Raw genomic sequence first — 19,318 nt, forward strand, 5'->3', positions numbered from 1 at the left:
GCAATGCCAATGTTTATTGCCATGACCGCCGATCCCGTCAGCAGCGATCCCCGCCGGACACGCGGTGACCGCCAGCGGGAGGCCATCATCTCCGCCGTGCGCGAGCTGCTCCAGGAACGATCCTTTGCCGACCTGTCGGTCAGCACGATCAGTGAGCGCGCCGGCGTCGCCCGCTCGGGCTTCTACTTCTACTTCGATTCCAAATACGCCGTCCTCGCGGTCATCGTGGCCGAGGCGATGGCCGAACTCGACCAGCTCACCCACGACTTCGCTCCGCGGGAGCCGGGAGAATCGGTGCCGGCTTTTGCCAGGCGGATGGTCGGCTACGCCGCCGCCGTGTTCGCATCCAACGATCCGATCATGGGCGCGTGCAACGCCGCCCGCAGCACCGATGCGCAGATCCGGGCGATCATGGACGACATGCAGGACATCGTCGTCAACAAGATCGTCGGTTTGGTCGAGCAGGACTCCGGCGCGCAACCGGTGTCCGATGATCTTTCCGCTCTCGTGCGCACGCTCACCGCGGTGACGTCGATGACGCTGGCTCAGGACAGCGCATTCGTCGGGCGCGGTACGGACGCGAATCGCGCTGTCGCGATCGCCGAACGGCTGTGGATTGCCGGGTTGTGGGGCGGCGCGGGGCTGCCGGAGCGGTGAGGCGCGCAGCTACCCGTTGAGCGGCCGGTAGTGTCCGTGCCATGGGTCTCGGCGACGGGTTCGCGGCGAAACGGTGTCTGCTCACCGGCGCGGCCAGTGGCATCGGACGCGCGACGGCACTGAAACTCGCGGCCCAGGGCGCCGAGCTCTATCTCACCGACCGCGACGCCGACGGGCTGGCCGCCACTGTGTCCGATGCGCAGGCGCTCGGAGCGGTCGTCGCGGCGCACCGCGTGCTCGACATCACCGACCTGGACGCAGTCACGGCTTTCGCCGCCGACATCCACACTGCCCACGGCGCAATGGACGTCGTGATGAACATCGCGGGCGTGTCGGCGTGGGGGACTGTCAGTCAGCTCACCCATCAGCACTGGAAGTCGATGATCGACGTCAATCTGATGGGGCCGATCCACGTCATCGAATGTTTCGTGCCGCCGATGGTGGCGGCCGGCCGTGGCGGCCACCTGGTCAACGTCTCGTCGGCGGCGGGTCTGGTCGCTCTGCCGTGGCACGCGGCCTATTCAGCCAGCAAGTACGGTCTGCGTGGGTTGTCGGAGGTGCTTCGCTTCGACCTCGCACGCCACCGGATCGGGGTGTCGGTGGTGGTGCCCGGTGCGGTGAAAACGCCTCTGGTGCAATCGGTTCAGATCGTCGGCGTGGATCGCGAGGACCCGCGCGTGCAGCGCTGGACCGACCGCTTCGGCGGGCATGCGGTGTCGCCCGAGAAAGCGGCTGACAAGATCCTGCGTGGCGTACGACGCAACAGCTATCTGGTCTACACCTCGGTGGACATCCGCGCGCTGTACTTCGCCAAGCGATTCTTCTGGTGGCCGTACGCGTTCGCGATGACGCGGGTGAACGTGCTGTTCACCCGCGCGCTGCGGCCGGCCCCGCGGCGCCGCTGAGCTCAGCGCGCACCCCAGTTCCACGGGGGAGTGGTCAGCAGCTCCTGACCGGCGATCGTCGTCTCGCCCCAGTCCTTCACGAGCTCGATCTCGGCTGTGCCGTCGCCGCCGAGTCGCTCCCGCAGCGTCGCGGAATGGGTCACGACGATCACCTGTGTCGTCGTGGCGGCGGCGCAGATCAGGTCCGCCAGCGGCGGCAACAGGTCCGGGTGCAACGACGTCTCCGGCTCGTTCAACACCATCAGAGACGGCGGCTGCGGGCTCAGCAACGCCGCCGACCAGAGCAGGAAACGCAATGTCCCGTCGGATATTTCGGCGCTGCGCAGCGGTCGCAACATGCCACGCTGGTGCACCAGGAGGTCGAAGAGCCCGTCGGTGACCGAGACCGACACCGTCGCGCCGTCGAACGCGGCGGCCACCGCACGGTCGAGGTCGTCGACGCCGGTCTCCACGATCGTCTGTATCGCCGCGGCCAGATCCGAGCCGTCATCGGCGAGCACAGGCGTGCGGGTGCCGACATGGGGGCGCCGTGCCGGAGCGTGGGCGTCGGCACGGAAACCGTCGTAGAACCGCCAGTCCCGCAACCGCTCCCGAACCATCACGAGTTCGGGCGCGGCGCCCGCCCATTCCGCGAGCACGCTGCGGTGCGCCGGCAGATTCCGCGACAACTCGTCGAAGCCGCGACTGTCCTCGGCGGCGACCTCGACCATGCCCCGCACACGGCGCACCAGCGTCGTGGTGGGGCGGGCGACCGGGCCGGCGAAGACCAACTCGCGTTTGATCTCCGGATCGCGGGTGAACGCCGAGTCGACCGCCTGCGGCAGTCCGAAGTCCACCAGGTATCCGAAATCGTCAGCAGCGTAACCTAATTCGATGGACACGGGACGGGTCCGCGGACCGCCCTGGGCGGCCCCCGTCCGTCGGGCGCCGCCGAGGTGTTCCGGACCGGCCCACATCGCCGATTCGACGCCGCCCTCCCTGGCGAAGGAGCCGATCACCTCGCCGCGACCGCAGTCGGCCAGCAGGCGAAGCGCCCGGTAGAGCGAGGACTTACCGGTGCCGTTGGCGCCGGTGACGACGGTCAGTCGTCCCAGCGGCAGCACCAGATCCCGAAGTGAGCGGTATCCACGAACGGCGACGGTGTGCAACATCGCAACCGACGCTAGCTCCCGGCACCGACAGTCGCTTCGCCGGTCGCCATGTCGGGCATCGACAGTTCGAGGCGAACGCCGAGCAGTCGCACGGGGCGGTCGAGGTCGAAGTCGCCCAGCAGCGCCAGTGCAGTGGCGACCACCGTGGCCGCGTCGACCGTCGGTGCCGGCAACGTGCGGATCTTGGTGCGGGTGTGGAACGTCGCGGTGCGTAAGGTGACCGCCACCCGGGACACCACCCGCTGCTGCTCGACGATCTCGGCCAGCGTGCGTTGTGTCAGGTCGGTGACCGCAGCCGCCATGTCGGCTGGGTCGGTGAGGTCCTCGGCGAACGTGACCACATGACTACGGGAGCGCGGTATCCAGGGTGCGGCGCTGACCGTCGTGTCGCCACCACCCTTGGCGAGCAACAGAATCCACAGACCGGTGGTCGGGCCGAACGTCGCGGTCAACAGGGGGGCGTCGGTGGTCGCCAGCTCGGCGACGGTCGTGATGCCCATCGCAGCAAGCTTTTTGGCTGTCTTGGGCCCGACGCCCCAGAGTGCGTCGACGGGCCGATCACCCATCGTCGACATCCAGTTCTCGTCGGTCAGTGCCGCGATCCCGCCCGGCTTGCCGAAGCCCGTGGCCACCTTGGCGCGCTGTTTGTTGTCGCTGATGCCGACCGAACAGGTCAGCCCGGTCTCGGTGGTGATGGTGTCCTGGATGCGTTGGGCGAGCGCGAACGGGTCGGCCTGGCCGGCGCCTATGTACGCCTCGTCCCAGCCCCACACCTCGACGGGGTGGCCGAGGTCCCGAAGCGCCGTCATCACGCGCTCGGACGCGGCGTCGTAGGCGTCCGGGTCCGACGGCAGGAACGTGGCGTCGGGGCAGCGCCTGGCCGCCACGCGCAATGGCATCCCCGCGTGCACCCCGTGGGCCCGGGCCTCGTACGACGCACACGTGACCACTTTGCGTGCCTCGGTCGGGTCGCCGCTGCCGCCGACGATGACGGGCAGGCCGACCAGATCCGGGTGGCGCTGCAGTTCGACCGAGGCGAGGAACTGGTCCAGGTCCACGTGCAGGATCCACCCGCTGGACTGGCCCGCGGTCGTCATGTCCCGCAGATCTTGCGGGCCAGCGTCTCCCATGCGTCGCCGAGTCGATCCAGCGTCCGGCCGCGGTCGGCGGTTTCGTGGTGGACGTAGTCGGCGTCCAGCAGCGCCAGCAGTGCCGTGGTCTGAGCGTCGAGATCGCCCGTGGTGCCGGCATCTTCGAGCAGCACGCGCACGTGCCGATGGTGCAGCACCATGGGCGCGCTGAAGCGCATCTGGGGGTCCCGGCCGACGTCCGACAGCAGGGCGTGGTGGCTGTTGACGAAGCACAGACGTTCGCGGCCGTAGGCGATCAGCCGGTCCAGCGGGGCCGCGCCCGGGCCGAGCGGCGGTGGCCCGAACAGGATGGCCTGCTGCTGGGCCTTCTCGTCCTCGTCGAGCAACACGATCATCAAGCCCGCGCGGCTGCCGAACCGGCGGAACAACGTGCCCTTGCCGACGCCGGCGGCGGCGGCGATGTCGTCGGTGGTCACGGCGTCGGCGCCGTGCTCGGCCACCAGGCGGCGCGCGGCCTCCAGCAGCAATGCCCGGTTGCGCGCGGCGTCACCCCGCTCGGGGGGGCCGGAATCGCTGACCGACAGCGTCGTCAGGCCATCAGAGGCGCTCACTGTGCAACTTTAACTCAGCCGGAATCAATCGGACCGCAGTCCGGTTAAACTCTGCAAGTATCGAGCACAACGATCCCGAGGAGATGAGATGGCGCAGAACACGGTCCTGGTCCTGGTCGGCAGCTTGCGGAAGGAGTCCGTCAACCGGCAGCTCGCCGAACTGGCCGCCGAAGTCGCACCCGACGGAGTCGCAATCGCACGGTTCGATCGCCTCGGCGAGCTCCCGTTCTACAACGAGGACATCGACAACGAGTCCGCGCCGGAGCCCGTGGTAGCCCTGCGCGAGGCCGCCGCCGGCGCCGACGCCGCGCTGGTGGTCACCCCCGAATACAACGGGAGTATTCCCGGCGTGCTGAAGAACGCGATCGACTGGTTGTCGCGGCCGTACGGCGCCGGTGCATTGAAGGACAAGCCGCTGGCTGTGGTGGGCGCTGCGCTCGGGCAGTACGGCGGCGTGTGGGCCCACGACGAGACCCGCAAGTCGTTCGGGATCGCCGGGCCGCGCGTCGTGGAGGATCTCGAGTTGTCTCTGCCCGCGGCGTCGCTCGACGGGAAGCATCCCCGGGAGAACGCCGAGGTGGCGGCGAAAGTCCGTGACATCGTCGGCAAGTTGGTCGCCGAGATCGGCTGACGTCCCCTTTTCTCGCCATCGCCCGGCCTCGCTCCTGCGCGAAGCCGGGCGATGGCGTTTGCTGACCGCTTTTCGGCGCGGCGCCCGGGACGCCGGTTCTGTCGGTGGGTGCTGGTAGACCAGGGGAATGGATGGGCGAGGACCTCGATGTGATCTGCGACACGCCTGAAACGCCGCGACACACCGTGGTGACCAGGGAAAATTCCAAACGTGTTATTACGACCATCTTGTGTGTGCTCTACTAACGAGGCACAACATCTAGTGCCCTAGGGTGGAGAGCGGCGAGAGACGCGATCTGCGCTCGGCGGGGGTTCGGGGGGAAGTTCCCTCCTCGGATCGACGTTGAGAGCAGGGAGGGTGATCGCCCGGCCAGCCGGATCGTCGGATGGGGTGTGCAGTGACTCGCAGTTACCAGGAAAACGCTCGTTGTTGATCAAAACTTTCGCTGAGGGAGCCCGCATATGACTGTCACCGTGTACACCAAGCCGGCCTGCGTTCAGTGCAACGCCACCTACAAGGCTCTCGACAAAGCGGGCGTGGCATACGACGTGGTCGACATCAGCGTGGACACCGAGGCGCGCGACTACGTGATGGCGCTCGGCTACCTGCAGGCGCCCGTCGTGGTCGCCGGCAACGAGCACTGGTCGGGCTTCCGCCCGGACCGCATCAAGGCCCTGGCCGGCGCATCCGCCGTCACCGCCTAGAGACCCCGACCGACGAATCGACCGAGAGGAGCAGGGGAGTGAGCAACCTCGTCTACTTCTCCAGCGTGTCGGAGAACACTCATCGATTCGTGCAGAAGCTCGAGCTGCCGGCCATCCGAATTCCTCTGAAGGAACGGATCCAGGTCGACGAACCGTACGTACTCGTCCTCCCCACCTACGGAGGCGGGCACGCCAACGGCCCCGATCCCGATCGCGGGGGATACGTCCCCAAGCAGGTGATCGCGTTTCTCAACAACGAGCACAACCGGTCATTGATCCGCGGTGTCATCGCCGCGGGCAACACCAATTTCGGCGCCGAATTCGGCTACGCCGGGGTGGTCGTCTCGCGTAAGTGCGGCGTCCCCTTTCTCTACAGGTTCGAACTCATGGGAACGACGGACGACGTCTTCGCCGTTCGCGCAGGATTACAAGACTTCTGGAAGGACCAGACGTGCCACCAACCGTCACAGCTGCAGAACCTGTAACCACCGGCGTGCACGCGCTTCCGGGCGAGATGGACTACCACGCCCTGAACGCGATGCTGAATCTGTACGACGCCGACGGGAAGATCCAGTTCGACAAGGACGTGCAGGCGGCGCGGGAGTACTTCCTGCAGCACGTCAACCAGAACACGGTCTTCTTCCACAACCAGGACGAGAAGCTCGACTACCTGGTGCAGAAGGAGTACTACGAGCGCGAGGTGCTCGACCAGTACTCGCGCAACTTCGTCAAGACGCTGCTGGATCGCGCGTACGCCAAGAAGTTCCGGTTCCCGACGTTCCTCGGCGCGTTCAAGTACTACACGTCCTACACGCTCAAGACCTTCGACGGGAAGCGCTACCTCGAGCGCTTCGAGGACCGTGTGGTGATGGTGGCGCTGACGCTGGCCTCCGGCGACACCACGCTGGCCGAGAAGCTGGTGGACGAAATCATGGACGGCCGATTCCAGCCGGCCACCCCGACGTTCCTCAATTCGGGCAAGAAGCAGCGAGGCGAGCCGGTGAGCTGCTTCCTGCTGCGCATCGAGGACAACATGGAGTCGATCGGCCGCTCCATCAACTCGGCGCTGCAGCTGTCGAAGCGCGGTGGCGGAGTTGCCCTGCTGCTGAGCAACATTCGTGAGCACGGCGCGCCGATCAAGAACATCGAGAACCAGAGCTCGGGTGTCATCCCGATCATGAAGCTGCTCGAGGATTCGTTCTCCTACGCCAATCAGCTCGGTGCCCGGCAGGGCGCCGGCGCGGTGTACCTGCACGCACACCACCCCGACATCTACCGGTTCCTCGACACCAAGCGGGAAAACGCCGACGAGAAGATCCGGATCAAGACGCTCTCGCTCGGTGTCGTCATCCCCGACATCACGTTCGAGCTGGCGAAGAAGAACGAGGACATGTACCTCTTCTCGCCGTACGACGTCGAGAAGGTCTACGGCGTCGGCTTCGCCGACATCTCGGTGACCGAGAAGTACTACGAGATGGTCGACGACGCGCGGATTCGCAAGACGAAGATCAAGGCACGCGAGTTCTTCCAGACCCTGGCCGAGCTCCAGTTCGAATCCGGCTACCCGTACATCATGTACGAGGACACGGTGAACCGGGCCAACCCCATCGACGGCAAGATCACCCACAGCAACCTGTGCTCGGAGATCCTGCAGGTGTCCACGCCGTCGGAGTTCAACGACGACCTCTCGTATTCGAAGATCGGCAAGGACATCTCCTGCAACCTGGGCTCGCTGAACATCGCCAAGGCCATGGATTCGCCGGACTTCGCGCAGACCATCGAGGTGTCGATCCGTGCGCTGACCGCGGTCAGCGACCAGACCTCGATCACGTCGGTGCCCTCGATCGAGCAGGGCAACAACGAATCCCACGCCATCGGCCTGGGGCAGATGAACCTGCACGGATATCTGGCCCGCGAGCGGATCTTCTACGGGTCCGACGAGGGCGTGGACTTCACCAACATCTACTTCTACACGGTGCTCTACCACGCGTTGCGGGCATCGAATCGCATTGCGATCGAACGGGGCCGGGCGTTCGGTGGATTCGAGCGCTCGAAGTACGCGTCGGGGGAGTTCTTCGACAAGTACACCGAGCAGGTATGGGAGCCGGCCACCGACAAGGTGCGGCAGATCTTCGCCGATGCCAACATTCGGATTCCGAACCAGGACGACTGGAAGCGGCTCAAAGAGTCGGTGCAGCAGCACGGGATCTACAACCAGAACCTGCAGGCGGTTCCGCCGACCGGGTCGATCAGCTACATCAACCACTCGACCAGCTCGATCCACCCGGTGGCGAGCAAGATCGAGATCCGCAAGGAAGGCAAGATCGGTCGCGTCTACTACCCGGCGCCGTACCTGACCAACGACAACCTGGAGTACTACCAGGATGCCTATGAGATCGGGTACGAGAAGATCATCGACACCTACGCCGCGGCCACCCAGCACGTGGACCAGGGGTTGAGCCTGACGCTGTTCTTCAAGGACACGGCCACCACCCGCGACGTGAACAAGGCGCAGATCTACGCCTGGCGCAAGGGAATCAAGACGCTGTACTACATCCGGCTGCGGCAGATGGCGCTTCAAGGCACTGAGGTGGAGAACTGCGTCAGCTGCATGTTGTGAGCTCGCGCAGAGTGAATTGGAGGTAGGACATGGCCGAGGGGATTGTGTTCCCCCTGAATGTCAGGGATTTGCGCAAGCGCCTCAAGATGGCAGGCTTTCGAGGAAACGTCCAGGCGCTCAGCGCCATCGGCGACATCCCGAACTCAGGCATATTGTGCGCAGCCTTGTTCTGCTCGAACGTCCGACCGCACCATGTGTACATCAACACGCAGGTGGATTGCGATCACCTACACCTGACCGTCGATCTTGTCGACTTAGTTCACGCGTACGAGAACGGCGATCTGGATCAGGGTTGGGAACAGCTCCCGAACGGGGACGCGCGAACGGGCGTTACCACCTACGGGGATGCCGTAAGGGCTGGCATTCCTGAAACTGCCTTCGCGCATAATCCGTACCGTCTTCGAAGCAGTTAATTCCGACACCGCGTTCGAGCGTGGGGGTTATGCACGGCGAAAGCCACTTTCGCGTGCATAATGCCCACGTTCGGCGGCGCCAGGCCTACTTCTCGGCGGCCTGCTCCGCGCGCACTGCCTTGAGGCGCCGCTCCTCGCGCAGCACGTTTTGGTAGCTCTCCCGTTCGGCCACCAGCCAGTCCGGCTTGTCAGCCAGCAGTGTGTCGATCTCCTCGGTGGTCAACGCCTCGGTGACTCCGCCCCGCGCCAGACCCGCGATCGAGACGCCCAGCTTTGCGGCCACCAGGTTCTTCGGGTGCGGGCCGTTCTTGCGCAACTCCTGCAGCCATTGCGGCGGATCGGCCTGCAGCGCGGCGAGTTCGTCGCGGGTGATGGCGGTTTTCTGGAACTCGGCGGGTGTCGCCGGCAGGTAGACGTCCAGCTTCTTCGCCGCCGTCGCGGGTTTCATGGACTGGGAATTCGGCCTGCTCATGCCGCTCAGAGTATCGGTAGCCTGTGGCGATGGTCTCGCCGTCGCAGCCGTCGATCACCGTCGGCTACGTCCCTGGCGGCACGCCCGCGAAGTGGGCTCGGCGCTGGACGCAGCGTCACCCGCAGGTTCGGCTGGAGCTCATCACGATTCCCGCGGCCGACGCCGCCGAGGCCGTACGCACCGGCACCGTCGACGTCGCCGTACTGCGCCTGCCCACCGACACCTCCGGTCTCGCGGTCATTCCGCTCTACGCCGAAACCACCGTGGCCGTCGTCCCGACGGATCACCTGCTGAGCGCAGCGGACGAGATCACTGCCGCCGACCTCACCGGCGAACCACGCCTCGTACCCCTCGACGACGTCGTCGACTGGCCCGACGCGCCCGGCGTCCCGGCTGAATATCGCCCCGAAACCGTCTCAGCGGCAATCGAACTCGTCGCCGCCGGAGCGGGTGTGCTCGTCGCCCCGCAGTCCCTGGCGCGGCTGCACCACCGAAAAGACGTCACCTACCGGCCCATCGTCGATGCGCCCACCTGCGCCGTCGCGCTCGCCGTGCCCGAGGGGCCGCAACCGGCGCTGGTCGACGATTTCATCGGTGTCGTCCGCGGCCGCACACCGGGCTCGTCTCGCGGTCAGACGGAACCGGCGCCCAAGCGCACCGCGCGGGAGAAGACCATGGCCAAGCAGGCTGCCCGAGCCGCGGCCGGCAAGGTCGCCCGCCAGCCAGGCAAGCCAGGCAAGCCCGGCAAGCGCAGCCGATGACCGTTGTCGAGACTGCGGACAGATCGCCGTTTCGGCGCTACGCGCGATCTCACCGCAGTCTCGGCGCTCACATCGTCAGCGTGCCGTCCTCGTTGATCGTCCACGCCGGGTTGAGCGCCACCTCCCACACGTGACCGTCCGGGTCGGCGAAGTAGCCCGAATAGCCGCCCCAGAACACCCGCTCGGCGGGCTTGAGCAGCGTGGCACCTGCGGCGACAGCCTGCTCGAGGACGGCATCGACCTCGGCTTCCGAGCGCTGGTTGACCGCGATGGTGATACCGCTGAAGCGTCCGTCGACAGGATGGTGAGCGTCTTCGGCGAGATCGGCGCGGCCGAACAACGCCACTGCGATACCGGGCAACTGATAGAACACCACGCCTTCGGGAGCGTCATGGGGCCGCCAGCCCAAACCGTCCTCGTAGAAGCGGCGGGCCCGCACGAGATCGTCGACGCCGAGCGTGATCAGGCTGATGCGTTGCTCCATGGGGCGACCGTAGCGCCGACCCCCGACACCACACCGCCGGGCGTGGACTGTCACTCCAACACCCGGCGGGGCGCCGACGTTGCGGCGGGGTGGCTTCTCGGCGGTCAACGACTAATAGGTGTGCTGAGGCCCCTGTGCCTTCTTGTAGAGCGACTTGAGCATCCGGTCGCGGAAGTGGGCGTTGTCGATCAGCTTGATGCCGGTGTTGGCGACCGCGGGAATGCCCGCGAGCTTGTGGAAGTACCTGCCCCGCTTGTACTCCCGGCCCCACGCGGCCTCCATGCGCTGGCCGTAATTGGTGAAGTCGTCGGGGCCGCCGTTGGTCAGCGCGGCGATCGCGCACTCGCCCGCAGCCAGTCCGGATTCGAGTGCCTTCGAGATGCCCGCACCCGATGCCGGCTTGCCCGCACCCAACGAGTCGCCGGTGAAGAGCACTCCCGGGCGCCACGCCGGCCACGCCGTGAAGCCCATCGGCAACCGCCAGGCGCGCACGCTCTTGTTCTTCTTCAGCTCCTCGATGGGCGGCAGGTCCCATTCGCGGGGCAGCGTGCGCAGGAAGTCGCCCAGGAACTGGGTCGCATTGATCGACTGCCAGTTCTTATAGCTGTTGACGTAGCCCAGACCGATGTTGAAGATGCCGTCGCCCATCGGGAAGACCCAGCCGTAGCCGGGCAGCTGGTCGCCCTGGAACTGCAGCTTCAGATAGATGTCGAGGCTGTCGGAGTCGGCGCGGTTGGCCGGCATCTCCGAGCGGATCGCGATGGCCGAGTAGCCGTTGTACTCGGAATCGATCTTCAGAGCCCGCTTGATGGGGGAGTAGGCGCCGTCCGCGGCGATCACCGCGTCGCCGTAGACCTTCTCGCCGCCCTTGAGGACCACGCCGATGACGCGGCCGTTGGCATCGAGCTCGGGGCCGGCCACCTCGGCGCCCTGCCGCACCTCGGCACCCGCGGATTCGGCGTGCTTGAGCAGCGTCGTGTCGAGGTGCTCGCGGCTGACGGTGTGCCCGTGATTGGGCATACCCGGACGTGTCGGGAACGACAGCTCCCAGCGGCTGGGACTGAACACCGTCACCCGGTTGACGCGGTGATAGGTGGCGACCTCGTCGGCCAGCCCCATCTTCTGCAGGTAGCTCACCGCGCGCGCGGTCAGGCCGTCACCACAGGGCTTGGCCCGCGGGAACTGTGCCTTGTCGAGCACCACCACTTTCGCGCCGGTCTGGGCGGCCTGCCATGCGGCTGCCGATCCCGAAGGACCCCCGCCTGCGATGACCAGGTCGTATCGCTGCGTCATATCTCTCGTCTCGTTGCGCGGCTGTCGCCCGAGATAGTACCGATTCTGCGGCTCGCCGCGCGGCGCGGCCGCGATGATGTGTTGGTGACGCCTGCGCCGCCGCGCGCGGTCGGGGCAGGTCAGCCGCGTGTCCACCGGGTAGAGTGACCGCGTGCGACGAGGGCCGAGAGGGCGCGCAGCCGACGAGCCGGGCGTCAAGGTGGACGCCCGCAGTGAACGCTGGCGCGAACACCGCAAGAAGGTGCGGTCGGAGATCGTCGACGCCGCATTCCGGGCGATCGATCGGCAGGGCCCCGAGGTGTCGCTGCGGGAGATCGCCGAAGAGGCCGGCACGGCCAAGCCGAAGATCTACCGGCACTTCACCGACAAGTCCGACTTGTTCCAGGCCATCGGTCAACGCATGCGGGACATGTTGTGGTCGGCCATCTTCCCGTCGATCGACGTCTCGACCGATCCGGCGCACACGATCATCCGCCGGGCGGTGGAGCAGTACGTCCGGCTGGTCGACGACCATCCGAATGTGGTCCGGTTCCTGATGCAGGGCCGGTTCGCCGAGAGCGAGTCGACGATCCGTGCGGTGAACGAGGGCCGCGACATCACGCTGGCGATGGCCGACATGTTCAGCCACGAGCTGCAGGACATGGAGCTCGACGGCGCAGCGTTCGAGCTGGCCGCATTCGCCACGTTCGGGGCCGCGGCCTCGGCGACCGACTGGTGGCTGGGCACTGCGCAGGACACGCCGCGGCGGCTGCCGGCCGAGAGGTTCGTCGACTACCTGACCACGATCATGCTCGGCTCGATCAACGGCACCTGTGAGGTGCTGGGGATTCGGATCGACCCGGATCTGCCGCTGCACGAGGGCGTCACCCGGCGCGAACAGGTGGCCTGACCGTTCGCGACACGCACCACAACATGTTGCGTCGGAACCCGTTTCTGCACCCAAGAAGTTGTAGTGTCGGTGGCGGCCTGTAAAACAGCTCACACAGGCGAAAATCCGGCGAAATGGGGTCCAGGTGTCCGAGGGAATGAAGCTGATCGACCGCGTTTCTGCGATCAACTGGAACCGCCTGCAGGACGAGAAAGACGCCGAGGTCTGGGAGCGTCTGACCGGCAACTTCTGGCTGCCCGAGAAGGTCCCGGTGTCCAACGACATCCCGTCCTGGGGCACGTTGAATGACCACGAGAAGCAGCTCACGATGCGGGTCTTCACCGGTCTGACGTTGCTGGACACGATCCAGGGCACCGTCGGCGCGGTCAGCCTGATTCCCGATGCGCTCACCCCGCACGAGGAAGCGGTCTACACCAACATCGCGTTCATGGAGTCGGTGCACGCCAAGAGCTACAGCAACATCTTCTCCACCCTGTGCTCGACGGCCGAGATCGACGAGGCCTTCCGCTGGTCGGAAGAGAACCCGAATCTGCAGCGCAAGGCGCAGATCGTGATGGACTTCTACAAGGGTGACGACCCGCTCAAGCGCAAGGTCGCCTCGACGCTGCTGGAGAGCTTCCTGTTCTACTCCGGCTTCTACCTGCCCATGTACTGGTCGAGCCGCGCCAAGCTCACCAACACCGCTGACATGATCCGGCTGATCATCCGCGACGAGGCCGTGCACGGCTACTACATCGGCTATAAGTTCCAGAAGGGCCTGGCCCTGGCCGACGAAGCCCGCAAGCAGGAGCTCAAGGACTACACCTACGAGTTGCTCTTCGAGCTCTACGACAACGAGGTCGAGTACACCCAGGATCTCTACGACGGTGTCGGCCTGTCCGAGGACGTCAAGAAGTTCCTGCGCTACAACGCCAACAAGGCGCTGATGAACCTCGGCTACGAGGCGCTGTTCCCCAAGGACGAGACCGACGTCAACCCGGCGATCCTGTCCGCGCTGAGCCCCAACGCCGACGAGAACCACGACTTCTTCTCCGGCTCGGGCAGCAGCTACGTCATCGGCAAGGCCGTGGTTACCGAGGACGAGGACTGGGACTTCTAGTAGCTCGGCTACGACGGCTCGGTCTCTGCGCCCTGTGCGCGATCGGGAACTGTCGTGCGCGGTCCACAGTCGCGCCGCGATCTCGGTGCTGATGCGCGAGACTGGTCGCCATGGCGCGTTCGATCGGTCAGCCCGTCTCACGGGTCGAGGGAGTGGACAAGGTGACCGGCGCGGCGCGCTACACCGCCGACACGCCGATCGATGACCCTGCGTTCGCGGTGTTGGTGCAGGCCCGGATCCCGCACGGTCGCATCACCGCCGACTCGATGGCCGCCGCGGCCGCCCGGGCGGCGAGCGCGCCGGGGTCGATCTTCGTGTTGACCCCTCTCAATTGTCCAGTGCTGCACACACTCCCAGAGGACATGACGTGGGATCTGCCACTGGAGCGGCGGCCCCCACTGTCGGATCTGACGGTTCAGCACGTGGGTCAGCATGTGGCGATGGTGGTGGCCGACTCGCCGGAGAACGCCACCTACGCCGCATCGCTGATGAGCTTCGACTACGAGGCGTCACCCGCCCAGCTGAGCGCGGGGCAGGTTCTGGCCGAGCCGGCTGTTCCCGACGCCGGATCGGTCCGCCACGGCGCCTACCGCCCCGATCACTTCGTCAAGCTCACCGAAGAAAAGTTGCAGGATCATCGGGGTCCGGCCACCGAGCCCGCCGGCGCCCGAATCGAATCCACCTATCGGACGCCGATCAACACTCACTATCCGATCGAGCTGTCGGCAACGATCGCCCGCTGGGAGGGTGACGATCTCGTCGTCCACGACTGCACCCGGTGGATCACCGGCGAACGGCGAGCGCTCGCAGCGTATCTGGGGATCGCCGAGGATCGGATTCGGATTCTCTCGCCGCTGGTCGGTGGTGCGTTCGGCAGCAAGAGCTTTCTGTGGATGCACGTGGTGTTGTGTGCGGTCGCCGCGCGCGAGGTCGGCCGACCGGTCAAGCTCGTGCTGACCCGTGACCAGATGTACACCTCGACCGGTCACCGGCCCCGCACCGAGCAGACGATCCGGCTCGTGGCCGATGAGGCCGCCGCGATCGTCAGCACCGAACACCACACCCTGACCGAAACCTCGACCGTCGCGCACTTCTGTGAACCCGCCGGTTTGTCGACCCGGTTCCTCTACCGTTCGCCTCGGATGATCGTGTCGCACGAGGTGGCTCGCATCAACGCGCCCACTCCCTGTTTCATGCGGGGGCCGGGCGAAGCGCCCGGTCTGTTTGCGCTCGAGGTCGCGATGGACGAGCTGGCCGCGGCGACCGGCCAGGATCCGTTGCAGCTACGGATGGCACACGTGACCGACCGCGACCAGACCAACGGCAGGCCGTGGTCGGCGGCCGATCTGACACTGTGCTATCAGACCGGGGCGCGCCGCTTCGGGTGGGACGACCGCCCGTCGGCGCCACGATCGTTGGTGCGCAACGGGGTTCAGGTCGGCTGGGGGATGGCGACGGCCACCTACCCGGGTCGGCGCATGCCGGCGAGCTGCAGTGTGGAGACGCTGCCCGACGGACACGTTAGGTTCAGCGCCGCCACCCACGAGGTGGGCACCGGCGTGCGGACCGTCATGACGCAGGTGGCCGCCGACACGACCGGCCTGCCGCTGGATCGCGTGAGCTTCCACTCCGGCGACTCGTACTTTCCCGACGCCCCCTACAGCGGGGCGTCGCAGACCACTGCGACGGTCGGGTCCGCGGTGTACGCAGCAGCCCGGGAATGGACACGCAGACTGGGCACACGGACATTCCCGACGGACAGCGCCGACCCCGAGCTGGCAGCGGAACTCACCTTCACGGTGACGAGCGACGGCGTACCGGAGACCGGCGCGGTCTCGCAGTCCTTCGGCGCGCACTTCTGCGAGGTCGAGGTCGACGAGATGCTGGGCCGGGCCACGGTGACCCGCTGGGTGGCGGTGATGGACTGCGGCCGAGTGCTCAACCCGAAGCTGGCGGCCAACCAGGTCATGGGCGGCATCACTTTCGGCGTCGGCATGGCGCTGCTCGAACAGGTGCCCCACGACCCGACGACCGGTGCGCCGCTCGGCGAGTACTACGTACCGACTCACGCTGATCGACCGGATTTCGACATCTCCTTCCTCGAGCATCCAGACCACGAACTCGATCCGATCGGAGTTCGCGGAATCGGGGAGATCGGCGTCTGCGGAGTACCCGCGGCCATCGCCAACGCCATTCACCATGCGACCGGAAAACGGTTGCGCACCTTACCGATCGTCTGCGAAGACCTGTTGGAACCCGACCGAGGAGGACAGTCGTGAGTGCTGGCGCCCATCACGTCCGGCTCACCGTCAACGGCGTCCGGCACGAGATCGACATCGACATCCGGTCGACCCTGCTCGACGTGCTGCGGGAGCGGCTGCTGCTCACCGGGACGAAGAAGGGCTGCGACCACGGGCTCTGTGGGGCATGCACGGTCGAGGTGAACGGCCGGCGGGTGCTGAGCTGCCTGACACTGGCCGCCTCCATCGACGACGCGGGCGTGGACACGGTCGAAGGGATGGCCGACGGTCAGACGCCGACTGCGCTGCAGCAGGCGTTCATCGACCACGACGGTTTCCAGTGTGGTTACTGCACACCGGGACAGCTGTGTTCGTCGCGAGCGCTGTTGCGTGAGTTCGCCGCGGGAGATCTGTCGGCGGCGTCGTTCGAGGGGAACCACGACGACGTGGTGTCCGGCCCGCCCCGGCTGACGCAGGAGGAGATCCGAGAACGGATGGCAGGCAACATCTGTCGGTGCGGTGCCTATGCGAACATCGTCGCCGCGATCAGCAGCGTGCACGAGAACTCATGAAGACGTTCACCTACCATCGCGCGGTGACGCTCGACGATGCGGTCGGGCGTGCCGCAGGTGGCGCGCGGTACTACGCCGGCGGCACCAATCTGCTCGACCTGATGAAGACCGGGGTCGAGAATCCTGACTCACTCGTCGACGTCGGTTCTCTGGACCTCGACTCGCTGCATGCCAGCGAGTCGGGCGGCCTGCACATCGGCTCGGGACTGTCCAACAGCGCGGTGGCCAACGATCCGCTGGTGCGGACGTCGTATCCGATGCTCTCGCAGGCCATTCTGTCGGGGGCGACCACGCAGATCCGCAACATGGCCACGGTGGGCGGGAACCTGATGCAGCGCACCCGCTGCCCGTACTTCATGGATCCCGAGCTCAGTGTCTGCAACAAGCGAGACCCGGGCTCCGGATGCGGCGCGGCGACAGGCGTGCACCGAGAGCACGCGATCTTCGGGGCCGCGCCGGGGAGGCACACGTGCATCGCCGTGCACCCGTCCGACATGGCGGTGGCGCTGGCCGCTCTCGATGCCGTCGTGCACGTCACCGGGCCCGCAGGGTCACGATCGATCCCGATCGGCGACTTCTTCGCCCTGCCCGCCGATCAGCCGCAGCGCGACACCACTGTCGCACCTGGGGAACTGATCACCGCGGTCGAGCTGCCACCCAGCACCTTCGGCGAGCGCGGGTGGTATCTCAAGGTGCGCGATCGGCACAGCTATGCGTTCGCGCTGGTGTCGGTGGCCGCGGGCGTCGACATCGTCGACGGGGTGATCCGGTCGGCAGCCGTCGCGTTGGGCGGTGTCGCGGCCAAGCCATGGCGGGTGCCGGCGGCCGAAGCACAACTGGTGGGCACGGCGCCGGGGCCCGAGGCCTTCGCCGCGGCTGCGCGCACCGCCGTGGCGGGCGCAGAGCCGTTGAGCCAGAACGCGTTCAAGGTGACGTTGGCGCACAACAGCGTCATCCGGGCGCTCACGCGCGCCGCGGCGCGCGCCTAACTGCGCTCGTGGGCGTCTTCCATGACGGTCCGGCCGATCTCGGCGTAGGTGTCGGGCCGCGCGGTGCGCAACCACAGCGCGTAGACGATGCCGATCACGAACACCGCGAGGATGAAGAACGGAGCGTTCTTGAACACCAGTGAGTTGGCGGCATAGCCCGCGGCGAAGGCGCGGTTGTCCCACAGCAGCCAGACCACGTAACCCATCGCCACGCCGCCGAGCAGCGGGCACACCAGGGTGGTGATCACGTTACCGCGGTGGGTCTTTCGCACCCAGAAGTACCAGATCACCGCGGCCGAGCAGATCGCCTGCACGAGAAGGATCGCGGCGGTGCCGATCAGCGCGAGCAGACCATAGATGTTGACGTAGGGCACCAGGCTCGGCGTATCGACCGGCACGCCGTCGGCGTCGGGTACCTGCACGGCGGTGAACACCGCGAACAGCACCACGATCACCAGGGTGATGACGGCCTGCACCGCCGAGGAGATGTAGGGCGATCCGTGCTTGGGGTGCGCGGCGCCGAGCGTCGACTTGATTGCGCGAACGGGGATTTCGCGACCGAGGGCGAACAGGTAGCGCGACGCCGCGTTGTGGAAGGCCAGCGCACAGGCGAACGAGCCGATCACCAACAGTATCTTGTAGACGTCGAGCAGGAAGCCGCCGAGGTTGCTCTGGACCAGGTTGAAGAACAGGTCGAGTGGCGACGAACTGATCGAGGCCTCAACCGAGGTCTTCGCGCCGTTGCCGGCCAGCACCATCGCGGAGATGAACGTGTAGAACAGGCCCAGGCCGATCACCGCGATCAGGGTGGCGCGCGGGATGATCTTCTTCGGATTGCGTGACTCCTCGCCGTAGACGGCGGTGGTCTCGAAACCCACCCAGGACCAGAACGCGAAGAACAGGCCGATGGCCATCGAGCCGGCGGCTGCGGCGGTGCCGAACGCACCTTCGGGCAGGCTCTCGAACGCGTTGTTGAGCAGCACCGTCTGATCCAGCATGAAGCCGTCGGGTCCGCCACCCTTGACGATGACCGTGAATGCCAACGCGAGCAGGATGAGCACTTCGGACACCAGCGTGACCCCGAGGATGGCCGCGGTGAGGCTGATGTGGAAATGGCAGAGCACGCCGATGACCACAATCGCGGCGATCGCGAAGACCAGCCACGGAACATCAACGCCGGCAATGGTATTGACCGCGTCGTTGGCGAAGTACGCGCAGCCGCCGATCAGAGAACCTTCGAAGACCACGTAGGCGAAGGTCGCCAGGAAGCCGCTGGCCATGCCCCACACCTGCCCGAGGCCGTGCGAGATGAAGCCGTAGAACGCGCCGGTGGTCGTGATGTGCTTGGCCATCGCGACGTAGCCCAGTGCGAACAACGTCAGGGCGATCGTGGCGAACAGGAACCCGGCGGGTGCGCCGAGGCCGTTGCCGAAACCCACGGCGATCGGCACGTTTCCGGTCATGGCGGTGATCGGTGCGGCGTTGGCGACCGCCATGAAGATGACCGCGACCATGCCGATCGCGCCCTTCTTCAACCCCGCCGGCGCAGCGGTGGTGGCTGCTGCGGATTCAGCTTCGGATTCGGTGGCCATCGCGTCTCCTGGAAACGTCATCAGTGCGAGAACGGCCCGCCCACAGGCGGACCGAACGACAGCGTCGCACTGTATAGACCACGCGACAACCGGTGAAATGAAGTGTTTACACAGCGTCCAGCGACCTCACAGGTCGGCTGCGAA

Annotated in this window: 20 protein-coding genes; 13 read left to right on the forward strand and 7 right to left on the reverse strand. The window is 66.4% G+C overall.

Annotated elements, in window-relative coordinates; all coding sequences use genetic code 11:
• Positions 1-21 precede the first annotated feature (21 nt).
• Together ACZ50N_RS08620 and ACZ50N_RS08625 are read left to right on the forward strand one after the other, a co-directional pair.
• Complete coding sequence (locus ACZ50N_RS08620) at positions 22-657, forward strand: TetR/AcrR family transcriptional regulator (protein ID WP_110797969.1); 636 nt, start codon at positions 22-24, stop codon at positions 655-657.
• A gap of 41 nt (positions 658-698) precedes the next feature.
• Positions 699-1,562, forward strand: coding sequence for an SDR family oxidoreductase (locus ACZ50N_RS08625; RefSeq protein WP_048425254.1), 864 nt, complete (start codon positions 699-701; stop codon positions 1,560-1,562).
• 2 nt (positions 1,563-1,564) lie between these two features.
• Here ACZ50N_RS08625 and ACZ50N_RS08630 read toward each other — a convergent pair whose 3' ends face one another.
• The 3 genes from ACZ50N_RS08630 to ACZ50N_RS08640 are packed head-to-tail and all read right to left on the reverse strand — an operon-like array spanning position 1,565 to position 4,415.
• Positions 1,565-2,713 (reverse strand): AAA family ATPase, encoded by a 1,149-nt coding sequence (locus ACZ50N_RS08630; RefSeq protein ID WP_048425255.1) that lies wholly within the window; start codon positions 2,711-2,713, stop codon positions 1,565-1,567.
• A gap of 11 nt (positions 2,714-2,724) precedes the next feature.
• Positions 2,725-3,810: a DNA polymerase IV gene (locus tag ACZ50N_RS08635; protein WP_046366093.1), complete on the reverse strand. Its 1,086-nt coding sequence runs from the start codon at positions 3,808-3,810 to the stop codon at positions 2,725-2,727.
• Entirely contained in the window at positions 3,807-4,415 is a 609-nt protein-coding gene (locus ACZ50N_RS08640) for a TetR/AcrR family transcriptional regulator (protein WP_073682427.1), read from the reverse strand. Before ACZ50N_RS08640 ends, ACZ50N_RS08635 begins: the two co-directional genes overlap by 4 nt.
• 88 nt (positions 4,416-4,503) lie before the next feature.
• On the opposite strand from ACZ50N_RS08640, the gene ACZ50N_RS08645 reads away from it, so the two are divergent.
• The 5 genes from ACZ50N_RS08645 (at position 4,504) to ACZ50N_RS08665 (ending at position 8,783) form a co-directional block, all read left to right on the forward strand.
• Positions 4,504-5,046 carry an NADPH-dependent FMN reductase gene (locus ACZ50N_RS08645; RefSeq protein ID WP_046363600.1) on the forward strand — a complete coding sequence of 181 codons (543 nt, stop codon included), beginning with the start codon at positions 4,504-4,506 and terminating at the stop codon, positions 5,044-5,046.
• 461 nt (positions 5,047-5,507) lie between these two features.
• Positions 5,508-5,750, forward strand: coding sequence for a glutaredoxin-like protein NrdH (gene nrdH / locus ACZ50N_RS08650; protein WP_046363601.1), 243 nt, complete (start codon positions 5,508-5,510; stop codon positions 5,748-5,750).
• A gap of 38 nt (positions 5,751-5,788) precedes the next feature.
• Positions 5,789-6,235: a class Ib ribonucleoside-diphosphate reductase assembly flavoprotein NrdI gene (gene nrdI / locus ACZ50N_RS08655; RefSeq protein ID WP_019514555.1), complete on the forward strand. Its 447-nt coding sequence runs from the start codon at positions 5,789-5,791 to the stop codon at positions 6,233-6,235.
• Positions 6,202-8,370, forward strand: coding sequence for a class 1b ribonucleoside-diphosphate reductase subunit alpha (gene nrdE, locus ACZ50N_RS08660; RefSeq protein ID WP_464475168.1), 2,169 nt, complete (start codon positions 6,202-6,204; stop codon positions 8,368-8,370). Before nrdI ends, nrdE begins: the two co-directional genes overlap by 34 nt.
• A gap of 29 nt (positions 8,371-8,399) precedes the next feature.
• Positions 8,400-8,783 (forward strand): hypothetical protein, encoded by a 384-nt coding sequence (locus tag ACZ50N_RS08665; RefSeq protein WP_464475169.1) that lies wholly within the window; start codon positions 8,400-8,402, stop codon positions 8,781-8,783.
• Between the two features lie 85 nt (positions 8,784-8,868).
• Here the strand turns inward: ACZ50N_RS08665 and ACZ50N_RS08670 are convergent, their stop codons facing one another.
• Positions 8,869-9,255, reverse strand: coding sequence for a DUF5997 family protein (locus tag ACZ50N_RS08670; protein WP_464475170.1), 387 nt, complete (start codon positions 9,253-9,255; stop codon positions 8,869-8,871).
• Positions 9,256-9,284: 29 nt separating this feature from the next.
• Between ACZ50N_RS08670 and ACZ50N_RS08675 the strand changes: the two genes are divergently transcribed.
• On the forward strand, positions 9,285-10,016 hold the full coding sequence (locus ACZ50N_RS08675; RefSeq protein WP_464475171.1) for a LysR family transcriptional regulator substrate-binding protein: 732 nt from the start codon (positions 9,285-9,287) through the stop codon (positions 10,014-10,016).
• Positions 10,017-10,083: 67 nt separating this feature from the next.
• On the opposite strand, the gene ACZ50N_RS08680 is transcribed toward ACZ50N_RS08675, so the two are convergent.
• Both ACZ50N_RS08680 and ACZ50N_RS08685 read right to left on the reverse strand, forming a co-directional pair.
• Positions 10,084-10,500: a VOC family protein gene (locus tag ACZ50N_RS08680; RefSeq protein ID WP_046363603.1), complete on the reverse strand. Its 417-nt coding sequence runs from the start codon at positions 10,498-10,500 to the stop codon at positions 10,084-10,086.
• Between the two features lie 111 nt (positions 10,501-10,611).
• Positions 10,612-11,793 (reverse strand): geranylgeranyl reductase family protein, encoded by a 1,182-nt coding sequence (locus tag ACZ50N_RS08685; protein ID WP_046363604.1) that lies wholly within the window; start codon positions 11,791-11,793, stop codon positions 10,612-10,614.
• A gap of 151 nt (positions 11,794-11,944) precedes the next feature.
• Between ACZ50N_RS08685 and ACZ50N_RS08690 the strand changes: the two genes are divergently transcribed.
• The 5 genes from ACZ50N_RS08690 (at position 11,945) to ACZ50N_RS08710 (ending at position 17,582) form a co-directional block, all read left to right on the forward strand.
• Positions 11,945-12,682: a TetR/AcrR family transcriptional regulator gene (locus ACZ50N_RS08690; protein ID WP_073682425.1), complete on the forward strand. Its 738-nt coding sequence runs from the start codon at positions 11,945-11,947 to the stop codon at positions 12,680-12,682.
• Positions 12,683-12,818: 136 nt separating this feature from the next.
• Positions 12,819-13,781 (forward strand): class 1b ribonucleoside-diphosphate reductase subunit beta, encoded by a 963-nt coding sequence (gene nrdF, locus ACZ50N_RS08695; RefSeq protein WP_046363606.1) that lies wholly within the window; start codon positions 12,819-12,821, stop codon positions 13,779-13,781.
• 110 nt (positions 13,782-13,891) lie between these two features.
• On the forward strand, positions 13,892-16,060 hold the full coding sequence (locus tag ACZ50N_RS08700) for a xanthine dehydrogenase family protein molybdopterin-binding subunit (protein ID WP_464475172.1): 2,169 nt from the start codon (positions 13,892-13,894) through the stop codon (positions 16,058-16,060).
• Positions 16,057-16,593: a (2Fe-2S)-binding protein gene (locus ACZ50N_RS08705; RefSeq protein ID WP_464475173.1), complete on the forward strand. Its 537-nt coding sequence runs from the start codon at positions 16,057-16,059 to the stop codon at positions 16,591-16,593. The genes ACZ50N_RS08700 and ACZ50N_RS08705 overlap by 4 nt, the downstream gene beginning before the upstream one ends.
• Entirely contained in the window at positions 16,590-17,582 is a 993-nt protein-coding gene (locus tag ACZ50N_RS08710) for an FAD binding domain-containing protein (RefSeq protein WP_464475174.1), read from the forward strand. The genes ACZ50N_RS08705 and ACZ50N_RS08710 overlap by 4 nt, the downstream gene beginning before the upstream one ends.
• On the opposite strand, the gene ACZ50N_RS08715 is transcribed toward ACZ50N_RS08710, so the two are convergent.
• Positions 17,579-19,174, reverse strand: coding sequence for an APC family permease (locus ACZ50N_RS08715; RefSeq protein ID WP_046363610.1), 1,596 nt, complete (start codon positions 19,172-19,174; stop codon positions 17,579-17,581). The genes ACZ50N_RS08710 and ACZ50N_RS08715 overlap by 4 nt on opposite strands.
• Positions 19,175-19,318 lie beyond the last annotated feature (144 nt).

The sequence above is a fragment of the Mycolicibacterium obuense genome (genome assembly GCF_055397605.1).

Bases quoted from the DNA above. Each gene is read 5' to 3' on its own strand.
- ACZ50N_RS08620 (WP_110797969.1), top strand. From the start codon at position 22: ATGACCGCCGATCCCGTCAGCAGCGATCCCCGCCGGACACGCGGTGAC.
- ACZ50N_RS08625 (WP_048425254.1), top strand. From the start codon at position 699: ATGGGTCTCGGCGACGGGTTCGCGGCGAAACGGTGTCTGCTCACCGGC.
- ACZ50N_RS08630 (WP_048425255.1), bottom strand. From the start codon at position 2,713: ATGTTGCACACCGTCGCCGTTCGTGGATACCGCTCACTTCGGGATCTG.
- ACZ50N_RS08635 (WP_046366093.1), bottom strand. From the start codon at position 3,810: ATGACGACCGCGGGCCAGTCCAGCGGGTGGATCCTGCACGTGGACCTG.
- ACZ50N_RS08645 (WP_046363600.1), top strand. From the start codon at position 4,504: ATGGCGCAGAACACGGTCCTGGTCCTGGTCGGCAGCTTGCGGAAGGAG.
- nrdH (WP_046363601.1), top strand. From the start codon at position 5,508: ATGACTGTCACCGTGTACACCAAGCCGGCCTGCGTTCAGTGCAACGCC.
- ACZ50N_RS08665 (WP_464475169.1), top strand. From the start codon at position 8,400: ATGGCCGAGGGGATTGTGTTCCCCCTGAATGTCAGGGATTTGCGCAAG.
- ACZ50N_RS08670 (WP_464475170.1), bottom strand. From the start codon at position 9,255: ATGAGCAGGCCGAATTCCCAGTCCATGAAACCCGCGACGGCGGCGAAG.
- ACZ50N_RS08675 (WP_464475171.1), top strand. From the start codon at position 9,285: ATGGTCTCGCCGTCGCAGCCGTCGATCACCGTCGGCTACGTCCCTGGC.
- ACZ50N_RS08680 (WP_046363603.1), bottom strand. From the start codon at position 10,500: ATGGAGCAACGCATCAGCCTGATCACGCTCGGCGTCGACGATCTCGTG.
- ACZ50N_RS08685 (WP_046363604.1), bottom strand. From the start codon at position 11,793: ATGACGCAGCGATACGACCTGGTCATCGCAGGCGGGGGTCCTTCGGGA.
- nrdF (WP_046363606.1), top strand. From the start codon at position 12,819: ATGAAGCTGATCGACCGCGTTTCTGCGATCAACTGGAACCGCCTGCAG.
- ACZ50N_RS08700 (WP_464475172.1), top strand. From the start codon at position 13,892: ATGGCGCGTTCGATCGGTCAGCCCGTCTCACGGGTCGAGGGAGTGGAC.
- ACZ50N_RS08710 (WP_464475174.1), top strand. From the start codon at position 16,590: ATGAAGACGTTCACCTACCATCGCGCGGTGACGCTCGACGATGCGGTC.
- ACZ50N_RS08715 (WP_046363610.1), bottom strand. From the start codon at position 19,174: ATGGCCACCGAATCCGAAGCTGAATCCGCAGCAGCCACCACCGCTGCG.